The following is a 22269-nucleotide window of genomic DNA, read 5'->3' on the forward strand; positions in this document are numbered from 1 at the left end:
AGATTATAATGAAGAAAATATCAATTGCAATGTATAGTACTTTAGAAGGTGATTCTTTTAAAGGAGCGATTCTAGCTCCTATTATAAAAAGTATTGAAGAAAAGGATTCTCTAGGTAATGTTTATGGATTGATAGACATTAAGAGTAAAAGATTTAACACAAAAAAAAATTTTCATGTTACTCGTATTCCAATAATTGCAAGTTCAATTATGAAGAAAATTTCCCATGTATTTAAACTACCTAGTTATTATGCTTATAGGTTTGGTGAAACAATCACGGGCCTAGTTTTTTTTCCACGAATACTGGTAGACCCATCTTTAACAATTATTTTAAAACCGCGACCGAACATTTTTGTGAAACTTTCTGCATTAAAAAAGAAAAAAATTGTAATTGATTCAGGAGAAATGCATCCAAGATATTATCAAAAAGCATGTTTAAAAGAATATGAAAAATTTGGAATTCATCAAAAGAGTATTTTTGCTGATGAGCGTTCTGTAAGGCAAATTGAAAAATCTTTGCAAGCAGCAGACATTGTGATTACATTGACTGAAGCATCAAAGCAAAGTTATTTGGATTATGGAGTTCCTTCTAATAAAATTGTTTGCTTTAATTTGGGGGTTAGTGCAGACTATAAGAAAAAGTTAAGACAGTTTGATTCAACAAAAAAGATAGCTTTTTTTATTACTGCTCATCATTCAATTCTAAAAGGGACTCATAGAGTAATAAATGCTTGGAAAAAGATAAAAGATACGAAAAATTCGGAGTTAATAATTATTGGATCCTTGCACAATGATTTAAAAGAGTTTCTTTCTAAAATTGAGTGTCCCGATAATATAAAGTTTACTGGTCCATTGAAATCTCATGATATTTTAGAGTTGTATAATAATTATAATTCAGTAGGTATTATGAATTCCTTTTCAGAGGGATATTGTAGGGCTGTAGTCGAATATTTACAGAATGGTATGCCAGTTGTTGTATCAAAGGTCTCTACATGTGATGTTATAATTCATGAACATCACGGATTTATAGTAGAACCAGAAGATGAAAAAGCTATACAAGAATATCTAGAATTTTTTATAAACAATAGTCAGGTTTATGGGAAGTTTTGCGAGAATATTAATAAATTAAGTTTAAGAAGTACACTTGATTATGCTAATGATATTAGTGAGTTATTAGTTTCTGATAACTAATTAAATAAATTGAAAAGGTTGAATAAAATGGAAAAGATTGAAACGAAGTATAAAATGGTTGATTACCTTTTAATAAGCTTAGTACCATTATCATTATTAGTAAATGTATTTGGTACTATAATTAGAGATGTGAGAATAGCAACAGTTTTTACATTAGTTCATATATTTATAACTGGTATTTTGGTTATAATAAATAATACATCTATTCAAAAAGGACTTATAAAAGAATCAAAGATAATGTTACTTTTCCTATTATTTATTCTCTATTTATTATCATTGGCAATTTTTAGTGGGCATAAAGAAATAAATGCGGTAGTAAGACTAGGTACTATATTTGCTTATAATTTCACGTATTTAATATTCGTCTTAAGATTTAGAAATGAATATGAGTATATATATTTATCTTATAAAATGATTTTAATAAGCATAATTGCTTATTTAATAATCTCTAATATTTATTATAATGATTTTCAATTACATTTAAACCAAATCATGGGAAGCCGATACCAGGGGATATTAGGAACAAATGCACATGGAATAGTGTCAGCTATTGGAACTATGTTTTCAATTGTCTTATTAAGATTAAACCATAAAAAAATATTTATACTTTCCATTCTTTATACAATGTTTAATTTATACATTACTGGTTCGAGAGCTTCCTATTTATCTCTAATACTTTTTGTTTTGTTGTTCGATTATTTTCTCATAGAAAAAAGCGCTATTAAGAGATTTATACATATAATGTTAGCTATTATTTTTATAAGTATATTAGTAATGTATATTCCTAATTTAATTAAATTAATTCTGAAAAAGGATATCTTACAGGCTTTTAGAATAAATGAATTTAGTATAAGTGGAAGAATTTTGCCTTTAATTTTTGGAGTAGAAACGATATTGTATAATAATGGATTACCAATTGGCATAGGAAAAGCAAATATTGATGCAGTTCTTTTAGGAAGACCATTGGATAACATATATATAATAATTGCTTTTGAAGTTGGAATTATCGGACTGATTGTATTTCTTTCGTTTATACTTAGTGTGCTTTTAAAATCTATTAAAAATTTAAGAAAAGTTGCTTTTTCAGATAGTTTTACTAAAAATGAGAAAGTTATATATAAATTTTCAACTATAATAATTATTATTATATTATTTCATTCAATTTTTGAAGCAATGTTATTTTCAGGGTTCAAAATAAATACATTTTTATTATTATTATTGATGACATTATTGTCAAAATATAACTATAAATTGAAACTTTTAAAATGAGGGATTTACTATGAAAAGAATTATTCACATTATTTCCGGATTAAATAATGGTGGAGCAGAAATGATGTTGTATAAATTACTACTGAATAATGATAATTATAAATATAATTGCGAAGTCATTTCTATGACAGACAAGGGAGTATTGGGAAGAAGTATTGAAAGGTTAGGAGTTAAAGTGCATTGCTTGAATCTTAAGCGTGGATTTCCAAACTTTCAAGCTTTGATTCAAACTGTAAAAATTATCAAAGGAGCAGATATTGTTCAATCATGGATGTATCATGCAGATTTACTAGCTTTCCTTAGTACGAGAATTATTAAATCCACTAAGTTAATATGGGGTATACGAAGGAGTAGTTTGAATAAAGAGGACATAAAAAAAAGCACATTCCTTGTTGCTAAAATAAATGCAAAACTATCTAAATATGTAGATAGAGTGATAAGTTGTTCAGAAGCAGGCAGGATTAATCATATTCAGTTTGGATATAATTCTGGTAATATTATTACAATACCAAATGGATTTGAATTAGAAAGATTTAAAAAAACTAATATTTCTAAAAAGGAACTAAATAAGTTATTTAATTCATACATATCAAATGATACCAAGATAATTGGAATGATTGCAAGATGGAATCCTATAAAGAATCATGAATTGCTATTTAAAGCCCTTAAAGAACTCGATGATAATATGAAGTATAATTATAAATTAGTATTATGTGGTCCTGATGTCGATGAAAAGAATCATTCTCTTAATGTAATGTTGAAGAAATATGATTTGCAAAGTAAGACGGTTCTACTTGGAAGAAGAGATGATATCCCGTTAATTATGTCTGCAATAGACATATTTGTATCACCATCCAAAAGCGAGGGATTTTCAAATGTTATTGGCGAGGCTATGGCATGTGAATGTATATGTATAGTAACAGATGTGGGAGACTCAAAGTATATTATAGGTGATGAGGGGCTTGTAGTATTACCTGGAGATTTACAATTAATGTGTGAAGCACTTGAAAAAGCGATTACATTACCAGAGAATGAAAGATTAGCACTGGGAAGGCTAGCAAGAGAACGGGTAAATAACAATTTTGATATAAGGAAAATTGTTTATGAATATTTTAACGTGTATGAATCAATATAGAAGGAAAAATTGAAAGTAAGGCGGAAAAGATGTGAATAATATATATAAATCAGCAATTATATTAATGTTAGTAACAATAATATCTAAAATTTTAGGCTTTGGTAGGGAAGTGGTTTTAGCTTCTTACTATGGAACTTCAATTTACAGTGATGCATACATTACAGCGTTTAATATACCCACTTTAGTGTTTATTCCGTTTGCTACAGCAATTGGTATTGCAGTTACACCTCTTTACTTTAGCATAAAAGCAGAAAAAGGGGAGTCAGCTTCGTTGGAGTACTTAAATAATACGATAAATCTTACCTTAATAATATCAATATTGTTAATATTATTAGTATCGATATTTCCGGAAGTATTTGTAAAGACAACTGCGTATGGGTTCGAAGGTGAAGTATTACAACTCACTGTTGACTATGTTAGGATCATGGTCTGGAGTATACCATTTATTGGATTAGCGAATATTTTGACGTCTTATCTTCAGATAAAAAATAAATTTTCTATTACAGGTTTAATTGGAGTACCATATAATATTATATTAATAGCTTCAATTATTTTAAGCACGAAGTATGGTTACCCAATACTTGGATTTGGCTCGCTATTAGCATTAGCAGGAAATTTTATATTTCTGTACCCTTTTGCCAGAAAAGAAGGTTATAAGTATGTTTTTAGAATGAACATTCATGATGAAAATATTAAAAAAATGATTTGGCTTGTAAGCCCTGTTTTAATTGGAGTTGGTGTTAATCAGATTAATGGTATTGTTGATAGAACCATGGCATCTACATTAGCTGAAGGAAGTATTTCTGCCTTGAATTATGCGGATAGATTAACTAGTTTGATTTCAGGTGTTCTTATTGTTCCTATTGGATCTGTTATTTATCCTAAATTATCCGAAATATCTAGTAATAAGAATGTAGGACAATTTAATGAAATAATATCAAGGAGTATTAATATCGTAATCATGTTTCTTATACCGATTACTATAGGTTTTATAATTTTAGCTGAACCTATAATCAAAGTATTGTTTGAGCGAGGTTCATTTGATATTAATGCTACTGAAATGACCAAAAGTGCACTTATTTTTTATTCTATTGGTATTATTGGGTTTGGACTTCGTGATATATTAGGAAAAATATATTATTCACTACAAGATACAAGAACTCCTATGATTAATGGAGTCATAGCAATGACTCTAAATATTATTTTGAATATTATATTAGCACAATGTATGGGACATTCAGGGATAGCTTTTGCAACTAGTATTTCTTCTTTAATAACGGTTATCTTATTAATAATAAATTTAAAAGTTAAGTTAAAACAATTAGACTTTTCTAAAATTAAGCTATTTTTATTTAAATCATTAGTTTCAGCAATTGTAATGGGAATTTTTGTTTCAATAAGTTATTCATTCATGGTGGAGAGTCTGGCAGCAACTATAGGTGGTAATTTTCTTAGTCTCATACTAGCTGTTTTTATAGGAATTTTTGTTTATTTTGGTCTATTAAAATTATTAAAGGCGGATGAACTAAACAATATTAGTGATATATTTAAATTTTCAAAACGTTAATAATGTTATTATTAGTTGTAAGTTTAGATATTCAAAAATCATAGTAAATAGCACGGTCGGAAGATTTTAAATTTACTAGCAGTATTCATTTCTGCTATGCTAGCACTAGTATTAAAAAAGATATACAGTGTAGTCTGAGGTTTTACTTAGATATAAAGATTAATTTATGAAAAAGGTTTGATTAAATTCTTGTTTTTATTGAAATTGATATATATAATTGATATACTAATATGAATTGCTATTTTAATAAATTACATGTTAAGGAGTAAATCATGAATGAAAGTCAAAATAATAGACAGCAATATGATAATGAGATTAATTTAAGAGAATTGATTATGGTATTATGGAAGCAGAAAATTATGATAATAAGTGTAACTCTAATAATTTCCATTTTAGTTGCCTTATTTAGCAAATTTATTATTTCACCAGTATACGAAACCAATTTAAATATAGTAATCAGCATGCCTGAAACCTATATAACAAGATATGGCGAATACAAACTCCCAATTTCCACTAATGGTGAATATATTAATTTAATTAAAAGTAATGATATTATAGTAAATACGATTAAAGATATGGGGTATAATGATACGCAGAAAGTTTCGGTTCAAGACCTAAAGAGCAGAATTACTATAGGAGAGATTAGCGATAATGCTAATATAGTTCAAAATAGTTTTACCGTAACGGTCTCTGCAAATAACCCAGAAGAATCTCTTAAACTGGCAAGGCATTTATATCAGAACTACATAGATTTTATGGATGTAATGATGAAGGATAGAGCAGTGAGTTATTACTCTAATGATTTTACTGTTCAAATTGAATCTTTAAAGAATGAATTAAGTAAAACTCGTGAAGTTCTTGCTAAGGACGAAGAACTTTTAGCAAATACGCCGGAAACCATTAATCAGAAAGCAGCAGCTTCTGAGCTGAAGAACGATACTACTAATTTTGTAGTTCTTGAAAATATTATCAATCCTAATTATACCGCACTTGAAGCTTCTATAATTGAAAATAAACAGATGATTTTTGATTTGGAAAGTTCTGTTGAACTGTATAAAGGATATATGGAAGAATTGGAAGTAGAACAAGCAGCTCTTGATAAGTATTATCAATCCGGTAAAACAGGTAAAATTGAGGCTAGTATTATGGATGTTGTAGAAGTTAGTATCTATCAACCTTCCGAGCCAGTTGCACCTAATCATAAATCAAGTCCTAGTACTTTAATGAATACTGTAATTGGTGGTGTTCTTGGCGGTATGCTTAGTGTTTTCATTGTATTATTTAGAGCATACTGGAAAAAAGAGATTTAAAAATAAAATCTAATTAAATATATTATCAAATAGACCACTTCTCAAGTAGGAATTTAATGAAAGATCCTACTTGAGAAGTGTTTTTTGACTTGACAAGTAAAAATAGGTATTATATACTATTGCAGTAGAAGGATTTGGATGAAATGCCATAAATTATAATTGAATTACACTACATATTTAATATTATCGTCTAATATCAAACTCATTTTGTATTATCGTTAAACATTTTAAGATTTTTAAGAGAGCCCGTATTTGGACAAAAATAAGCGATCTTATTCTATTGACTTTTATATATAATATTCTATTATTATTATAAATAGGCATAATGGCCTATATTTATAGGCTTGGCAATACTAATGTTCTTGTATGATGAAGTCACAAGTTCTATAAGTGAAAATCATATACTCTGTATTAACAAATAATATTTGACATTTATAATTACGAGAATAATAATATCCATTTTATGAAATCACTCAAATTCTTCCGGAGTGTTTTTTTATCTATTCATTTATATAATCTTAATTCGAATTAACAATGAAAGTATTGGTAAGGTATTTTAAACTAAATATATTTAAAGGGATAAATATAAATGTACAGGGGAGAAAGTGATATGTTTAATATTGTAATCTGCGAAGAGGATGCTAAGACAAGAAATTTAATTAGTACCCATGTAAGCCAATATCTTTTATCTAAGAAAGTAATTGGTAGAATTGCTTTATCTACAGACGATCCTCAAAAAGTTCTGGAGTATGTTAAATATAATAGTAATCAGGTGAACATCTATTTGTTTGGCATATTTTTTGATGCTGATGTTAATGGTCTGACTTTAGCAAAAGAAGTTAGAAAAAATGATATATCAGGTTATCTAATCTATATTACGGCATATCCGGAATTCTCACTAAAAACTTTTCAATACAAATTAAGAGTGTTTAACTATATTATAAAAGATGACAAACTGTTAGAACATATTTCCGAGACTTTAGACGCTGTAATCTTAGAAGAAAAGATACGAAAACATAAGGAAAAAGACGAATTATTATATATTCAATCCGGAGAACTTTCTTATGTCATACCAACGAATTCTATTATATCTATTGAAACAACCCTACAACACAAAATTATCATTACTACAACAAAAGGAAGATATGAGATAAGCAGCAGTTTATCTGATATTGAAGAAAGATTAAACAATAGTTTTTATCGATGCCATAAGTCCTACATAATTAATATAAACCATATCAAGCAAGTCTGTACCGACAAAAATAACCTTTCTGTAATTATGGAAAATAACAAAAAATGTCTGGTGTCTAGAAGAGCTTTGAAGGAGGTTATTGATTATGTCAAAAGTGATTACTGATGTTTTGATACTGATGGTGTTAGGAGCTTCACTATTAGTTGGGATGTGTATAAATACAAAACTGACAATGCAGCGTGCGAAGTTAATGAATATAATTGGAGAATATGAAAGAAAGGAAAAAGAATCAGAGAATTTCAGATTGTATACAGAAGCCATAGAGAGTATTGTAGTAGAATACAGAAAGTTTAACCATGATTCAAAAAATATGATGGCTGCATTGATAGGATACATTGATAATGAAGATCTTATTGGACTGAAGGAGTTTTATAAGAATGAAATGCTTCAGGAATCAAAGGCTTTGGCTCACTTGGACATGAGTTATTTGAATTATATTAAGAATCCGGCCTTAAAAGGTTTGGTAATTACAAAGATGTTAGAGGCACAAAAACAAGGAATTCATTTTAAAATCAATGTGCTTCAAGATATTGAGAATATGTATATGAAGAATTTAGATATATGCAGGATTACCGGAATATTGTTGGATAATGCCATTGAAGCAGCTTTATTATCCAAAGAAAAAATTGTGAACTTTGGAATTATTGAAGATAGTGAGGAGATATATTTAATTGTTTCCAACACATTTGCAGAAAAGCCGGTAATAAGCCAGATCTTTACAGAGGGATACTCTACTAAAGGTAAGAACAGAGGAATGGGACTAAATATATTAAAAAGCATTATCAATAATAATATCAATGTATTATCCAATACTCTGATAGAAGACAATCTGTTTACGCAAGAGATTATGATACAAAAAGAAATGAGCTGATTAGGGAGAACTATGATTGACATTATTATTGCAGAAGATAATTTAGACTATCAAAACTTTTTACAGAAATATGTTAGTTCCTGTATTAATGACATAAAACTGGATGCCAGAATTAACTTAATAACGGATAACCCCAATAAAGTTATAAAATATGCTTCAGAACATAACACAGATACAATAAACGTATATTTTTTAGATATTAAATATGATAAATATAAGACCAATGGAATTATAGTTGGAAAAGAAATTCGTAAACACGATCCCTTTGGTTATCTGATATATATAACAGTGCATCTTCAATACGCTATGGACATCTTTCAACACAAATTAGAAGCCCTTGATTATATTTATAAAGAAGATACTGATATAAAAGAAAGAATAACTCAGTGTCTTGAAATTGTTAAAGAAGAAGATAGTAAGAAGACGGTACCTTCAGCCCCGGAAAGAATATTAATCAAGGCTGGAACCAATTATTACAACCTGCGAATAGAGGATATTATTTATATTGAATCTTCGCTGCATAGAAAAATAAGAGTACATACACAAAACCAGAGCATTGAATATTATAATACTTTAAGTAACATCGAACAAAGCCTTACAGATACATTTTTTAAAACTCATAGATCCTATATTGTTAATACCAATTTCATTAAGGCTATTGATGCAAATAAAGGTGTAGTAATCATGAAAAATAATGCGAAATGTTTGATTACCAAGTCGTTAATTAAAGATTTGGAAAATATGTTAAAGACCTAGAATATTTTCAGGTCTTTTTTTGATGAATCTGTGAATCTGATATGTAATTTTGTCATCACAAATTGAGCAAAAACGGTACTTAATTTATAAAAATAGTACATAAGACCTATTTCGAATACAAAAAGTGACCAGTTAATCAAAGGGTATTTTAAAATAAATTTTTCATGCTATTATAAGTATACACGTGCATAGGTATTTTAGACTATATTTTCGAGATAAATATGTTAAATATATACAATAATGTAGAAAGTTGGAGGTTATATTTTTATTTCGTTTATAATACAAGTGAATAAAATTATGTCTGACTAATTTGAGGGGGAGAAAGAATAGTCGTTAATTAAGATACAGAATATTTTAATTGAAGAAATCCTGGAATTCGGTTTTCCTCAAAAGGGTTCTGTATTTTTTATTGCCATTAAACGGATTAATTTAAATCTGTTATTCACGGATATTTTAAGCCGTTGAATATAAAAAACAACATAATATATTGAGAAAAGGAGTGGGTAAAACATGATAAGGCGTAAACATGCAGCAATGGTAAAAGCGATATTTGCCAGACTGTTAGTTATGGTGATGATAGTATCATCCGTTATTACAGTTGCACCAAACACGTCAGCTTCAGCGGCTACAAAAAAGCAACCAGCAATCGCAAAGAAGGTAAGTTCCATACTAGTAGGGAAATCCTATGATTTTAACATTAAAAATTGGGTGAAGGGTTCAACCTATAAGTGGACTACCAGCAACAAAAAGGTAGCGACAATAGACAAGAAGGGTGTTGTTACCGGTGTAAAGCAAGGTACCGTTACTATTACCTGTAAGGTTACTACTCCCCAAAAGGAAACTTACGTTCTGAAGAACAAAGTAACCATTAGACAACCGGCAAAATCTATTAAGATCAATAATAAGATCACTACAGTTAATGTAGGTCAGACTTATGATCTGAATAGAACAATTACGCCAAAAACTTCTCTGGATACAACAACCTGGACAAGTAATAACAATGATATTGTTAAGATGGGCAAATGGGGTGAATTCACCGCATTAAAAGAAGGAAAAGTAACCATCACCGCTAAAACATTAAGTGGAAAAACAGATAAGGTAACCATTCAAGTTATTGATAAAAAAGGCTTAGTATCTAACCAGAAAGAGTTAGAAGCATTACTGGGCAGCGGAACTGGATTAATTACCTTAAAGACAGACGAAGAAGTTGTATTTACAATTCCGGAAGGAAATTATAGCAAACAAACATTAGTTGTAGATGCACCTAAAGCAGATATTGTGAATAAGGGTGTATTCAAAGTAGTAGAAATTAAGAATATTAAGGCAGAAACCTGGACAGAGCAAGCGATTGGTAATGTTCTTGCTATATCGGCTGCCAATGCGAGAGTTATTATTGACAAGGGAGCAAGTTCTTCTCTAGAAGTAAAATCCGATGGCAGTAAATTAACTCTTGTGAATAATGGAGCTGTTAAAGAGCTAACAGTGGCCGCAAAGGCTGAAGTAACTATTTCTGGTACTTCTAAAGATGCGATTCCTGTAAATGCGAATGCAGCAGATGCTGTAATTACAACAAGTATTCCATTAGCAGTAAAGAGCAATGAGAAGGTTAAATTAGTAATTCTTCCAGGTGCTGAAAAAACAACAGTTGTCGTTGAAGATGAAAAGTTTATTCCAACTATTATCGGTAATGTAACAATTGTAATTACCATTGAAAAAGGTGATAATGCTGAAACTAAGCAGGTAATAGGTACACCGGACACAGCACAGCCAGGTACAGGCGGTGGTGGTGGCGGAGGCGGCTCCACACCAACTCCAAATCCTAGCAGTAAAACAGTTACAGTAAAACACGAAAATGGTAAATTTACTTTACCGGTCAAATACACGGAATTGACCAAAGTAGTAGTTAATTATAATGGTGAGAAATATACAATAGGAGCTGATATTCTTACTATGTTAAAAGGCTTCCTTTCTAATTCTCGTACTACAATTGATTTATGGAATAGTGTTGAAAGCTACTCAAAAACATATGAGGGCAAGCAGGTAACTATTAATGGGCCTGTAGGACTCACAAAGGATGTAACATTTGGTGATAAAACGTATAGTGTAGAAGTTAAAGATGCAGGAGATAATACAACCATAGTTGTAACTACTCCATCTGGCATGGTTTACAGTCTCGATAAGAGTGCAGATAATAAATCATTAATAATTTCCAATGCACCGGATTCCTTAACATTTGATGTTACATACTTTCAATAAATAGAAATAAATTAAATTTGTATATACCAGGTAAAATAAGCGAAAACTTATTTTATTTGGTATATACTTTCATGTAGCATAGGAGAAAGCTTATGAAGAAAATATTAGCTGTAATAGGTTTTATACTGCTTTTTACTACAAAGCAACAAGTGGTATATGCCGGATCATTAAATGAATATGAAACAGAAGTTATTCGTGCTGCAAGGGGACGATTTGAGTCTCGTGGCATTACATACCAGGTAGATTCTGTTTATGTGGATGAGCTAATACGATATCTTATGCAGGATGATATTGATATTACTGCTGAGCAGAGAGATAAAGCTATCTCTATCATGTTTGATAATGTAGAGCAAGGTGTAGGGGCAGGATATCTCATACCAGTAGAAAGTAAGAATAGTGCGGAGGCAGACATTAATATAGAAGAATCCGGAAATTTAGAGGAAACCGATGATTTTACGGATTCCCAACACATGAATAAAATAGAAGAAGAGTTAAATGGAGCGGATGTAAGCACTAATAATATTACAGGGGATAGAGTAGAATTTGTTGATCAAATTATAAATGGGTCGGAAAAAACTACAAAGATTGATACAGACAGGGGTAAGATTACAGTCACTTCGGATGATAGTAACAACTTGATTACGGTAAATACCGTTATTAAAAATACCGGGTTTAATTTGAACGGTACCCTTTTTATGGTGACGATACTGACGGTTATAATAGTATTATGCGTAGTTGCAGCAATTCAATCAAGATTATTTGTTCACGAGGAAGAGAAGTATAAATATGAGAAGTAATAACAGTAAGAGAATTGCGTCATATATCCTCATGCCATTATTATTCATAATACTAGGGTTTATAGTTTTATTGATATCAGGTAAACCTGTGGCAGATATGATAAAATCCTACGGTAATATGATAATTACCAAGGGTGCACCCGGTTATGGCAATGAATTCGATTCCGAATTATCTAAGATAGAAATGAATAAGAAAAGTACTTTTGATGCCATTCAGATTCAGGTGCCTGCACTTGAAACACATTATGGCAATCTTTATTGTGAAAGGGTGGAATTAGAAGCACCTATTTATTATGGTGATAGTGATACCGTATTATCCTATGGTGTAGGACAATATACAGCCAGTGGACTTCCAGGGGAAGGAAAGCCTATTCTAATAGGTGGACATGACGGGACCTATTTTTCACCATTAGAACATATTGAAATTGGTGATGTTGTAATAATAGAAACCAATTATGGACAATTTGAATATAAAGTAGCTGCTACAAGAATCGCAGATGCCTTAGAAGCAGATGCCTATGACTTAAGTCAAGAAAAAGAGCAGCTAATTCTATATACATGCTATCCTTTTAATCAGTTGTTAAGAAACAGTAGTGAAAGATTTTTTGTATATTGTGATAGGATTTTAAATTCTGAAACAGTGTCGGAATAACTAATAACTGGAGGGAAAAGGATGAAAAAGAAACGAATAATGCAAAAAGGCATAAGCAGTATATTTGCTTTCCTGCTTACCATGATATTCGTATGCTTATTTACCCTGACAGGGCTATATTATGGGGTATTTAATAATCGTATTATATTATCTAAGGTAAATGAAAGTAATCACTATAATGAAGTATATGAGGAACTACAGGAAAGGGCTCAGGATATCCTGGAAGAAGCAGGTCTTCCCCTTAGCCTTCTGGCTGAGACTATTACTTTAGAGCGGGTATATATTGGGGGAAAGTATTATATTGAAGATACGCTCGCAGGTAAAGAGCCGGTGATTCAATCAGATAAGGTAAGAACCCAATTAGAACAAAATATCAATGAATATCTAATGGAAGAAGGGATTTCAAGAACAAAGGAATTAGATGCTGGAATTAAAGAAGTGATTGACAAAGTGGAACAAGAGTATAAACGGGGGATTCATTTTCAATTTATAAATTATATAGCGGAATACAAAGCTTCTTTTATGAGATTATTCCGCATAGGAATTCCTATTTTGGTACTATTGGCTGGTACCATAGGTGTATTACTGATCAAGCTGCATCGGTACAAGCATTCAGGAATTCGCTATATTGCTTATGCAATGATTGCTTCTTCTTGTATCGTTATCATTTCTTCTGCTTTTTTATTAATTACTAAAAGTTATGAGAGAATGGTACAGCAACCGGATTATTATAACAGGTTTCTTACCAGTTACTTAAGATGGGATATTCAAGTATTTATGTATCTTGGTGGAATTGGAATGCTTTTAGCTGCATTATTGATTATTTTAGTAGCGTATTTGAAAAATAACATAACCAGCAGATAGGGGTGATAATGGATGGCCGCAAAACAATTTATTGATATACATTCACACATATTGCCTGGAGTAGATGATGGCTCATCCAGTATGGAAGAAACCATGGAGATGCTTAGAATTGCCGGGAATGAAGGTATAACAACTATAATTGCAACACCGCATTATGCTGTCGGTTCAAAAAACATGACCATAGAAGAACTAATAAATATCAGAAATCAAGTACAAGAAACAGCAAGAGGTCTGGGTCTTAACTACGATATTCTACTTGGTAATGAAATATTTTATAGCGAATCTGTATTAGAAGATGTTATTTCAGGAAAGGCCATGACCTTGGCAGACAGCAGGTATATTTTAATAGAATTCGGAGTCAGAGAACACTTTAAAACCATATACCATGGACTTCAGGAATTTGTACTGGCAGGATATGCACCTGTTCTTGCACATGTAGAGCGATATAACTGCCTTGTAAAAAGGGAAGACTTAATGAAAGAATTGATAAAGCTAGGCAGCTATATTCAGATGAACAGTGCCAGCTTAAGTGGAAGGTTTTGGAATACAGAAGCAGCTTATCACAGAAGACTTGTGAATAAAGGTTTGGTACATTTTATAGGAACGGATTGCCATAATGCTAAGCTAAGACTTCCTTTGATTGAGGATGCTTATAAAGCAGTTAGTAAACATATGAGTGATATGCACATACAGCAAATATTTATAGAGAATCCTAAAAAAATCCTAGAGAATAAATACATATAAAGGAGTAAGACATGGAAAATTACAATAACGATGAAGTGGAAATAAACCTGAGAGATTTGTTTTATCTTATAAAATCAAAATTATGGATTATTCTCTTATCCGGAATTATTATGGCTTCTGCAGCAGGCCTCTACAGTAGCTTTTTGATAACTCCAGTCTATACGTCTACAACTAAATTATATATTCTTAGTAAGACCACTACTTTAAGTAGTTTGGCAGATCTTCAGATTGGTTCACAGTTAACTCAGGACTATATGGTATTAGTTAAGAGCAGACCAGTAGTTACTCAGGTAATTGAGAATCTTGGTCTGAATATGTCCTATGAGGAAATGGTGGGAATCATAACCCCAAGTAACCCGTCAAACACTCGTATACTTGCTATTACAGCTAATTATACGGATCCTTATCTGGCAAAGAAAATTGTAGATGAATTTGCTACAGTGTCTGCAACTCAGATAGCAGAAATTATGGATGCAGATAAGCCAACTATTGTTGAAGAAGGTTATATGCAGTCCCATCCATCCAGCCCTAATACGAAGATGAACATAGTAATCGGTGGAGTATTAGGTGTATTTATAGCTTCTGGAATTATAATTTTATTAAACTTGTTGGATGACACCATTAAGGATTCTGACGATATAGAGAGATACCTGGGTATGACTACCCTTGCGCTAATTCCCATAGAATCAGGTGCTGCAAAGTTATCCAAACAAGATGAGAAGAATCGTAAAAAGAGGAAGAAATCAAAGCAATTGAAAGATATGAGGTAGATAGCTGTGGAGAAGACAATATTTGAAGAGAAAACTCATGAAAATAAGATTTATGAAAATAAAGCTTATGAAAAGAATGCTTATGGGAATAAAGTGAAAGACAAAAATATGGAGATAAAAACGATTATAGAAAATAGTGAATTAGAGCAGGTTACCTTTGAAAAAAGAGAAGAGTTAGATTATAGAGCCAATGAAGCCTATAAGACATTAAGAACCAACATCCAATTCAGTGGTGATGAAATTAAAGTGATTACTTTTACCAGTTGCACCCCAAATGAAGGTAAGTCCAGTATAGCCTTTAACCTGGCAGTGTCATTTGCACAGACAGGAAAGAAAGTGATTCTGGTAGACGCAGATTTAAGAAAATCAGTATTAGCCGGAAGATACAAAGTAGGAGCGGTTGAAAGTGGCTTATCACATTATTTATCCGGACAGGCAGAATTAAAAGATGTAATGTTACATACAGACATTGAGAATATGGACATAATCCTGGCGGGTACCTATAGTCCCAATCCAGCAGAACTACTGGAAAATAAACGGTTTAAAAACATGATTCAAACTATCCGGGAACTTTATGATTATGTAATTATAGATACTCCGCCCCTTGGTTCTGTCATTGACACCGCAGTTGTTGCTAAAGTGTCCGATGGAGCTATTATGGTAATTGAAAGTAATATAATCAGCTACCGATTTGCGCAAGATGTAAAGAGACAGTTAGAGAAATCTAATTGTAGAATTCTCGGGGCAATACTGAACAAGGTACCTATGGAAAAGAAAGGGTACTACGGAAAGTATTATGGCAAATACTATGGTAAGTATTATGGTACCTATGGGGAATAGAGGTTTTGTTTATAGAGCGATTTAACCTGGGTAATAACTAAAGAAGGTAAGTAAGAAGTAAAAGAACCTTAAAATTTAAAACCACTGGAAGCTTCTAAAGCCTCTTGTGGTTTTTTCAAATCAGTAAAAGTGCGAAGCTGCTTTGGAATACTTAACCATTTTAACCATAACCCAGTTGAAATATATGAAATAAAAGCTTATAATATTATACAATATAAACGTGTTAGCAATAATGATGTACTATATATAGACAATAAAGAAAAAACACTAATTCACAGAAAGGACATACGTATGGATAGGGCGATCGTATTTCAATCAGATTTTGGCTTAGTAGATGGAGCTGTTTCTGCCATGCATGGTGTAGCATTTTCAGAAGATCAGAACATGAAGATTTTTAACTTAACCCATGATATTCCCCAGTATGATATATGGGAAGCATCCTACCGGTTAATTCAGACGGTGGAATATTGGCCTAAAGAAACAGTATTTGTTTCTGTTGTTGATCCTGGGGTCGGATCCGACAGACGAAGTATAGCTGTAAAAACAAAAACCGGACATTATATTATAACTCCGGATAATGGTACATTAACTCACGTAAAACGAATGCTGGGCATTGAAGAAGCCAGATTAATTAAAGAATCCTCCAATCATTTGCCTCATTCTGAATTATCCTATACCTTCCATGGACGAGATGTATATGCATACGTGGGAGCCAAATTGGCTGCAAAGCATATTGAATTTAGAGAAATTGGAGACGAGATTCCTGCAGACAGTATTATAGAATTACCAATTGTGAATCCGGTATATAAAAATGACGTGATTACAGGAACTATCGATGTATTGGATGTTCGTTTTGGCAGTTTGTGGACCAATATCAGTTATGATACTTTTTCTAAGCTTGGAATACAAAGGGGAGAAAAAGTAGATATCTTAATTCAAAATGATACCAGAATCGTCTATCAAAACTTTATTACATATGGTAAATCCTTTGCTGATGTTCGTTTTGGAGAGAGCATTGTGTACATTAATTCTTTACAGAATATGGCAGTAGCAATCAATCAGGGGTCTTTTGCCAATGCCTATAACATAGGCACTGGCCTTAGTTGGAAGATTAAATTTAAAAAAGCGCCGCGTATCGTATACGCAGAATAAGGAGGGTTCTTTTATGAGTAAAATGAAGTTTGGTATTCGTGAAGTTGTAGCAATCGGTATAGGGACGGCATTATTTATTGTTCTTTCCTATGTATCCATTCCCTTTGGGGTTATTCCCAATACTTCCATTCAGACGAGAATGGCTTTACTGGCATTCTTTTCAGCGATTTATGGACCTATTGTAGGTGGTTCTGTTGGATTTCTAGGACATGCTATAGCTGATGCATTTCAGTATGGCGGTGTTTGGTGGAGCTGGGTAATTTCGGATGCTATCTTTGGAATAATTGTAGGATTAATTGCTTCAAAGTATCTAATTGAAGAAGGTGGATTTAAGAAGAAACAAATTCTTTTATTCAATGTAATGCAAATCATAGGAAATGCTGTAGCTTGGGTAGTTGTTGCTCCAATCCTGGATATTTTAATTTATGCAGAACCAACCAATAAAGTATTTGTTCAGGGAGTCGCTTCATTTATCAGTAATTCAATTACAGTAGGTGTTATCGGAACATTACTGGCATTTGCATATACTAAAGTAAAAGCGGGATCTTCCAGTTTATCTAAGGAAGATTAATCGCTTCATAAGAGAACTACTGTATATATGATTAATTTTGAAAGGACAAATAAATGAAAAAGCCGGTCATTGAATTTATAGACTATTCATTTAAATATAGAACACAAAAGGAACCTACTTTACATAATATTAATCTAACAATCATGGAAGGAGAAAAGGTTCTAATTGTTGGTCCATCCGGTTCAGGAAAATCAACACTAGCTCATTGTATCAATGGGCTAGTTCCTTTTTCGTATACGGGAGAAAGTACAGGTACTTTAAAGGTAGGAGAAAAGAATACCAAAGAAAGCAGCATTTTTGAGATCTCAAAAGAGGTAGGTACAGTGCTGCAGGATCCGGATGGTCAATTTATAGGTTTAACAGTAGGTGAAGATATTGCTTTTTCATTAGAAAATGCTTGTATTCCCCTTAACCTTATGAAGGAAAAGGTATTAGAAGCGGCTAAAATAGTAGGCGTTGATTCTTTACTTTCTCATTCCCCTCAGGATTTATCCGGTGGACAAAAGCAAAGAGTATCTATGGCAGGTGTTATGACCAATGATGTCAATATACTGCTTTTTGATGAACCTTTGGCCAATCTGGATCCTGCAACCGGTAAATATGCCATTGAATTAATTGATGAGATTCATAAGAATACAAAAAAGACAGTAATTATCATTGAACACCGCTTAGAAGATGTTCTTTACAAAGGCGTAGACAGAATCATACTAGTTTGTGACGGTAGGATAAAAGCAGATCTAAATCCTAATAAGCTTCTGACTATGGATTTGCTGCAGACAGAGGGTATTAGAGAACCTTTATATATAACCGCAATGAAGTATGCGGGATGTCTCATAAGAGAAGAAGATTGTCCTTCTGTTTTGAATAACATGTATATAGAACCTTATAAAGAGCAAATCAAGGAATGGTTTTCTTACAGAGTGAAACCTCTTATTTCCGAGAAAAAGGAAGCACTGTTAGAGATAAAAGATATTTCCTTCTCTTATCAAAAGGGAGAAGAAGTTCTAAAAGACGTTTCCTTTTCTATTAATAAAGGAGATATGCTAAGTATTGTTGGAAGAAATGGTGCCGGAAAGTCCACATTATCGAAGCTTATATGTGGTTTCCAAACACCGGATAAAGGGCAGATACTATATCAGGGACAAGACTTGGCTGGAGAGTCTATTAAAAAGAGAGCAGAAAAAATTGGTTTGGTTATGCAAAATCCAAACCAGATGATTTCTAAGCCTATGATTTATGATGAAGTTGCCTTAGGTCTTGTAGCCAGAGGAGTTCAGGAAGAAGGGATTAGAACAAGGGTGGAGGAGGCCCTAAAAATCTGTGGATTATATCCTTTTAGAAATTGGCCTATTGCTGCACTTAGTTTCGGACAAAAGAAGAGGGTTACCATAGCTTCCATATTAGCTTTAAATCCTCAAATTATTATATTAGATGAGCCAACGGCAGGACAGGATTTCAGGCATTATACAGAAATCATGGAATTCTTACGGGAAATGAATGAGAAATTTGGGATAACCATTATCATGATTACCCATGACATGCATCTGATGCTAGAATATACCTCCAGATGCGTAGTTATATCAGATGGAACTTTAATTTCTGACAGCACAGGAGCGAACGTTCTTACTGATAGCAGCATTATTAAAGCAGCAAGCTTAAAAGAAACCTCCCTTTATGAGCTAGCTATAAAGTGTGGAATTGAAAAACAGGATGGTTCCGCATTTGTACAGCATTTTATTGAATATGATAAGGGGGTACGTACTCATGGCTAAGTTCTTAACGTATTCCGATAAGGACACTTGGATTCACAGCCTTTGCGGTGTTACTAAGCTGATATTCTTTATTCTTTGGTCTGTGGTGGGTATGATTACCTATGATACAAGAGTTCTGTTAGTAATGCTGGTAATTAGTATAAGCGCATTTAAGATGTCTAAAATAGAGTATAAACAAGTTTCGATGGTATTTAAGATCATTTGCTTATTCTTGCTTATTAATATTATTGCCATATTTATCTTTTCCCCTTATGAAGGAACAAAGATCTATGGCACCAGAAACGATTTACTGCATCTGTTTGGGAATTATACCATTACAAAAGAGCAGATCTTTTACGAATGCAATGTTGCTTTAAAGTATTTTACAGTAATCCCTCCAGCTCTTCTTTTTATTGTTACTACCAACCCAAGTGAATTCGCAGCATCCTTAAACCGTTTAGGAGTAAATTATAAAATCGGATATTCCATTTCATTGGCTCTTCGCTATATTCCTGATATTCAGAGGGATTTTAATGAGATAAAACAATCTCAGGAAGCCAGGGGAATTGATATGTCCCAAGATGTATCTTTGCCTACCAGAATCAAGAGTATGGGTGCAATATTATTTCCACTTATATTTTCCAGTATGGAAAGAATAGATGTGGTCAGTAATGCAATGGAATTAAGAGGATTTGGCAAGAATAAAAAAAGAACTTGGTATACGGCAAAGCCTTTTACAAGAATGGACTACATAGTTATTGTATTTACTATAGTGTTTTCTATTATATCTTTAGTCTTTACTTTTTATGATGGAAATAGATTTTATAATCCGTTTATGTAGGTTGTTAGTTTGCACTACCTGTTAAATGAGTGTTTAAAGTAACCTAACAATTGAATAATATTGGTGCTCTTATGTAGCTGAAGTCAACTGGTGGATGTTGAGAACTATAATTTTGTTTCTTATTGAGTATTGTTTCGGAATTAACTTGCCTAAAGTAATTAAATAACTACTTTAGGCAAGTTTTTATTTTTAAATTTTGCTAAATAACTATTGTATATACTACTAAATCAATATATACAATAGAAGCGTAACAAACAAAGATATAATTTTGAACTTTATATAAAATAGCATATAAGATATAAGGACTTTATGCAATTATTATGGTAAAATATAAACAAAAAGGCAATTGTTATTTGTTACGTTTTGATGTAACATAATGTTATATTATTCCAAAGGAGAGGGGAAGGTATAAATGACAGACTTTATTGATTCGTTGCCATTGTATAAGGATAAGTTGGATGAAAACTATGCCTCTATCTTGGCACCTTTTGCAACGAAAGCACCTAAAGAAAATAGCAGAATCCATACTGAAGATAAAAGAGGTGGTGAAAATAGAACGGATTTTCAGCGCGACAGAGATCGAATCATTCACTCGAAAGCTTTTAGAAGGTTAATGTATAAAACCCAGGTTTTTGTAAATCATGAAGGGGATCATTTTAGGACAAGGCTTACTCATACATTAGAAGTTTCACAGCTTGCAAGAGGTATATGTAAATCACTAGCCTTAAATGAAGAACTTGCAGAAGCGATTTCTTTGGGGCATGATTTAGGACATACTCCATTTGGTCATGCAGTGGAGCGGTTTTTAGGAGATGAGCTTTCTAAGAGAGAGATGGGAAATTTTCTTCACAATGAACAAAGTGTTCGAATTGTGGACTTATTAGAAAAACGATGTGAAGATTATGATGGGTTGAATTTAACATATGAAGTAAGAGAAGGAATTTTAAAGCACAATAAAGATAAATGTGAAATATATTCGAGTTTAAATCCTAATAAAGTTTGCTCTACACTGGAAGGACAAGTTGTAGGCTTAGTTGATACAATAGCTTATATATGTCATGATTTGCAAGATGCTATTAAATCGGGTCTGATTGAAAATTCATATTACAAAAATAATGAATTCAGGGATCACATTGATGAGTTAAGAGAAAGCATCGCAAAGTTTATGAATATTGAAACAGACAGAATAGAAATGAACCGGTATAGTGAGACGTTCTTTATTGGAGATTTAATACATAAATTAATAATAGATGTAACAGAACATAGTGTTACTAATTTGAAAGAGGAGAAGGTATCCTCTTGCGAAGATGTTAAGAAGAAAGCAAGTAATAATATTATGTTAATATCATTTACAAAAGAAACTAAAAAGTTTTTTGATCAGATAAAAGACAGTATTTATAAATATGTTTATGGATTAAATACAATTCAGGCAATGGACGTAAAAGCTGTAAATTTAGTAAAAGACTTATTGTATGGCTTTGAGAATAATCCCAAATTACTGCCTCCAGACTGGTATTTTCGGTATAAGAATATAGAAAAAGAAATTGCATATGATGGAGCACCTGCAAATGAGCTGAGAGTTATTTGTGACTATATAGCAACCATGACGGATCGTTTCGCCCTGGATGAACATGATAAATTATATAATCCAAGAATTAAAATTTAGAATTTAAATCGAATT

At 32.0% G+C, this 22269-nt stretch carries 20 protein-coding genes; all 20 read left to right on the forward strand.

Annotated features, from left to right (window positions below; genetic code table 11):
- The first annotated feature begins 8 nt into the window (after positions 1–8).
- Positions 9–1190 (forward strand): glycosyltransferase family 4 protein, encoded by a 1182-nt coding sequence (locus RT261_RS00640; protein ID WP_313128021.1) that lies wholly within the window; start codon positions 9–11, stop codon positions 1188–1190.
- A gap of 27 nt (positions 1191–1217) precedes the next feature.
- Positions 1218–2459, forward strand: coding sequence for an O-antigen ligase family protein (locus tag RT261_RS00645; RefSeq protein ID WP_313128024.1), 1242 nt, complete (start codon positions 1218–1220; stop codon positions 2457–2459).
- A gap of 10 nt (positions 2460–2469) precedes the next feature.
- Positions 2470–3594 (forward strand): glycosyltransferase, encoded by a 1125-nt coding sequence (locus RT261_RS00650; protein ID WP_313128026.1) that lies wholly within the window; start codon positions 2470–2472, stop codon positions 3592–3594.
- A 31-nt stretch (positions 3595–3625) separates the two neighbouring features.
- Positions 3626–5161: a murein biosynthesis integral membrane protein MurJ gene (gene murJ / locus RT261_RS00655; protein WP_313128028.1), complete on the forward strand. Its 1536-nt coding sequence runs from the start codon at positions 3626–3628 to the stop codon at positions 5159–5161.
- A 272-nt stretch (positions 5162–5433) separates the two neighbouring features.
- Positions 5434–6471: a Wzz/FepE/Etk N-terminal domain-containing protein gene (locus RT261_RS00660; protein ID WP_313128030.1), complete on the forward strand. Its 1038-nt coding sequence runs from the start codon at positions 5434–5436 to the stop codon at positions 6469–6471.
- Between the two features lie 610 nt (positions 6472–7081).
- A complete protein-coding gene (locus RT261_RS00665) occupies positions 7082–7828 on the forward strand; it encodes a LytR/AlgR family response regulator transcription factor (RefSeq protein WP_313128032.1) in 747 nt (248 codons plus the stop codon).
- Positions 7809–8594 carry a sensor histidine kinase gene (locus RT261_RS00670; RefSeq protein ID WP_313128034.1) on the forward strand — a complete coding sequence of 262 codons (786 nt, stop codon included), beginning with the start codon at positions 7809–7811 and terminating at the stop codon, positions 8592–8594. Before RT261_RS00665 ends, RT261_RS00670 begins: the two co-directional genes overlap by 20 nt.
- Before the next feature lie 12 nt (positions 8595–8606).
- Positions 8607–9350, forward strand: coding sequence for a LytR/AlgR family response regulator transcription factor (locus RT261_RS00675; protein ID WP_313128037.1), 744 nt, complete (start codon positions 8607–8609; stop codon positions 9348–9350).
- A gap of 510 nt (positions 9351–9860) precedes the next feature.
- Complete coding sequence (locus tag RT261_RS00680; RefSeq protein WP_313128039.1) at positions 9861–11606, forward strand: Ig-like domain-containing protein; 1746 nt, start codon at positions 9861–9863, stop codon at positions 11604–11606.
- Between the two features lie 92 nt (positions 11607–11698).
- Entirely contained in the window at positions 11699–12403 is a 705-nt protein-coding gene (locus RT261_RS00685) for a Ger(x)C family spore germination C-terminal domain-containing protein (RefSeq protein ID WP_313128042.1), read from the forward strand.
- Positions 12404–12521: 118 nt separating this feature from the next.
- Positions 12522–13055, forward strand: coding sequence for a class D sortase (locus tag RT261_RS00690; protein ID WP_313128044.1), 534 nt, complete (start codon positions 12522–12524; stop codon positions 13053–13055).
- Between the two features lie 21 nt (positions 13056–13076).
- Positions 13077–13919 (forward strand): hypothetical protein, encoded by an 843-nt coding sequence (locus RT261_RS00695; protein WP_313128047.1) that lies wholly within the window; start codon positions 13077–13079, stop codon positions 13917–13919.
- A 12-nt stretch (positions 13920–13931) separates the two neighbouring features.
- Positions 13932–14663, forward strand: coding sequence for a CpsB/CapC family capsule biosynthesis tyrosine phosphatase (locus tag RT261_RS00700; RefSeq protein ID WP_313128050.1), 732 nt, complete (start codon positions 13932–13934; stop codon positions 14661–14663).
- An 11-nt stretch (positions 14664–14674) separates the two neighbouring features.
- Positions 14675–15433: a YveK family protein gene (locus tag RT261_RS00705; protein WP_313128053.1), complete on the forward strand. Its 759-nt coding sequence runs from the start codon at positions 14675–14677 to the stop codon at positions 15431–15433.
- 6 nt (positions 15434–15439) lie between these two features.
- On the forward strand, positions 15440–16273 hold the full coding sequence (locus tag RT261_RS00710; protein WP_313128055.1) for a CpsD/CapB family tyrosine-protein kinase: 834 nt from the start codon (positions 15440–15442) through the stop codon (positions 16271–16273).
- Positions 16274–16564: 291 nt separating this feature from the next.
- The gene (locus tag RT261_RS00715) at positions 16565–17425 is read left to right on the forward strand and encodes an SAM hydrolase/SAM-dependent halogenase family protein (protein WP_313128059.1); all 861 of its coding nucleotides are present in this window, start codon (positions 16565–16567) and stop codon (positions 17423–17425) included.
- A 13-nt stretch (positions 17426–17438) separates the two neighbouring features.
- Positions 17439–17996 (forward strand): ECF-type riboflavin transporter substrate-binding protein, encoded by a 558-nt coding sequence (locus tag RT261_RS00720; RefSeq protein WP_313128062.1) that lies wholly within the window; start codon positions 17439–17441, stop codon positions 17994–17996.
- Between the two features lie 53 nt (positions 17997–18049).
- Positions 18050–19768, forward strand: a complete 1719-nt coding sequence (locus tag RT261_RS00725) for an ABC transporter ATP-binding protein (RefSeq protein ID WP_313128065.1) — start codon at positions 18050–18052, stop codon at positions 19766–19768.
- The gene (locus tag RT261_RS00730) at positions 19761–20588 is read left to right on the forward strand and encodes an energy-coupling factor transporter transmembrane component T family protein (RefSeq protein ID WP_313128068.1); all 828 of its coding nucleotides are present in this window, start codon (positions 19761–19763) and stop codon (positions 20586–20588) included. Before RT261_RS00725 ends, RT261_RS00730 begins: the two co-directional genes overlap by 8 nt.
- A gap of 412 nt (positions 20589–21000) precedes the next feature.
- A complete protein-coding gene (dgt, locus tag RT261_RS00735; protein ID WP_313128070.1) occupies positions 21001–22254 on the forward strand; it encodes a dGTP triphosphohydrolase in 1254 nt (417 codons plus the stop codon).
- The last annotated feature ends 15 nt before the right edge of the window (positions 22255–22269 follow it).

The sequence above is a fragment of the Anaerocolumna sp. genome (assembly GCF_032079385.1).
GTDB lineage: Bacteria > Bacillota > Clostridia > Lachnospirales > Lachnospiraceae > Anaerocolumna.

What these genes read in the sequence shown, in the direction of transcription:
- RT261_RS00640 (WP_313128021.1), top strand. Translation starts at nt 9, where the DNA reads ATGAAGAAAATATCAATTGCAATGTATAGTACTTTAGAAGGTGATTCT.
- RT261_RS00645 (WP_313128024.1), top strand. Translation starts at nt 1,218, where the DNA reads ATGGAAAAGATTGAAACGAAGTATAAAATGGTTGATTACCTTTTAATA.
- RT261_RS00650 (WP_313128026.1), top strand. Translation starts at nt 2,470, where the DNA reads ATGAAAAGAATTATTCACATTATTTCCGGATTAAATAATGGTGGAGCA.
- RT261_RS00660 (WP_313128030.1), top strand. Translation starts at nt 5,434, where the DNA reads ATGAATGAAAGTCAAAATAATAGACAGCAATATGATAATGAGATTAAT.
- RT261_RS00665 (WP_313128032.1), top strand. Translation starts at nt 7,082, where the DNA reads ATGTTTAATATTGTAATCTGCGAAGAGGATGCTAAGACAAGAAATTTA.
- RT261_RS00670 (WP_313128034.1), top strand. Translation starts at nt 7,809, where the DNA reads ATGTCAAAAGTGATTACTGATGTTTTGATACTGATGGTGTTAGGAGCT.
- RT261_RS00675 (WP_313128037.1), top strand. Translation starts at nt 8,607, where the DNA reads ATGATTGACATTATTATTGCAGAAGATAATTTAGACTATCAAAACTTT.
- RT261_RS00680 (WP_313128039.1), top strand. Translation starts at nt 9,861, where the DNA reads ATGATAAGGCGTAAACATGCAGCAATGGTAAAAGCGATATTTGCCAGA.
- RT261_RS00685 (WP_313128042.1), top strand. Translation starts at nt 11,699, where the DNA reads ATGAAGAAAATATTAGCTGTAATAGGTTTTATACTGCTTTTTACTACA.
- RT261_RS00690 (WP_313128044.1), top strand. Translation starts at nt 12,522, where the DNA reads ATGATAATTACCAAGGGTGCACCCGGTTATGGCAATGAATTCGATTCC.
- RT261_RS00695 (WP_313128047.1), top strand. Translation starts at nt 13,077, where the DNA reads ATGAAAAAGAAACGAATAATGCAAAAAGGCATAAGCAGTATATTTGCT.
- RT261_RS00700 (WP_313128050.1), top strand. Translation starts at nt 13,932, where the DNA reads ATGGCCGCAAAACAATTTATTGATATACATTCACACATATTGCCTGGA.
- RT261_RS00705 (WP_313128053.1), top strand. Translation starts at nt 14,675, where the DNA reads ATGGAAAATTACAATAACGATGAAGTGGAAATAAACCTGAGAGATTTG.
- RT261_RS00715 (WP_313128059.1), top strand. Translation starts at nt 16,565, where the DNA reads ATGGATAGGGCGATCGTATTTCAATCAGATTTTGGCTTAGTAGATGGA.
- RT261_RS00720 (WP_313128062.1), top strand. Translation starts at nt 17,439, where the DNA reads ATGAGTAAAATGAAGTTTGGTATTCGTGAAGTTGTAGCAATCGGTATA.
- RT261_RS00725 (WP_313128065.1), top strand. Translation starts at nt 18,050, where the DNA reads ATGAAAAAGCCGGTCATTGAATTTATAGACTATTCATTTAAATATAGA.
- RT261_RS00730 (WP_313128068.1), top strand. Translation starts at nt 19,761, where the DNA reads ATGGCTAAGTTCTTAACGTATTCCGATAAGGACACTTGGATTCACAGC.
- dgt (WP_313128070.1), top strand. Translation starts at nt 21,001, where the DNA reads ATGACAGACTTTATTGATTCGTTGCCATTGTATAAGGATAAGTTGGAT.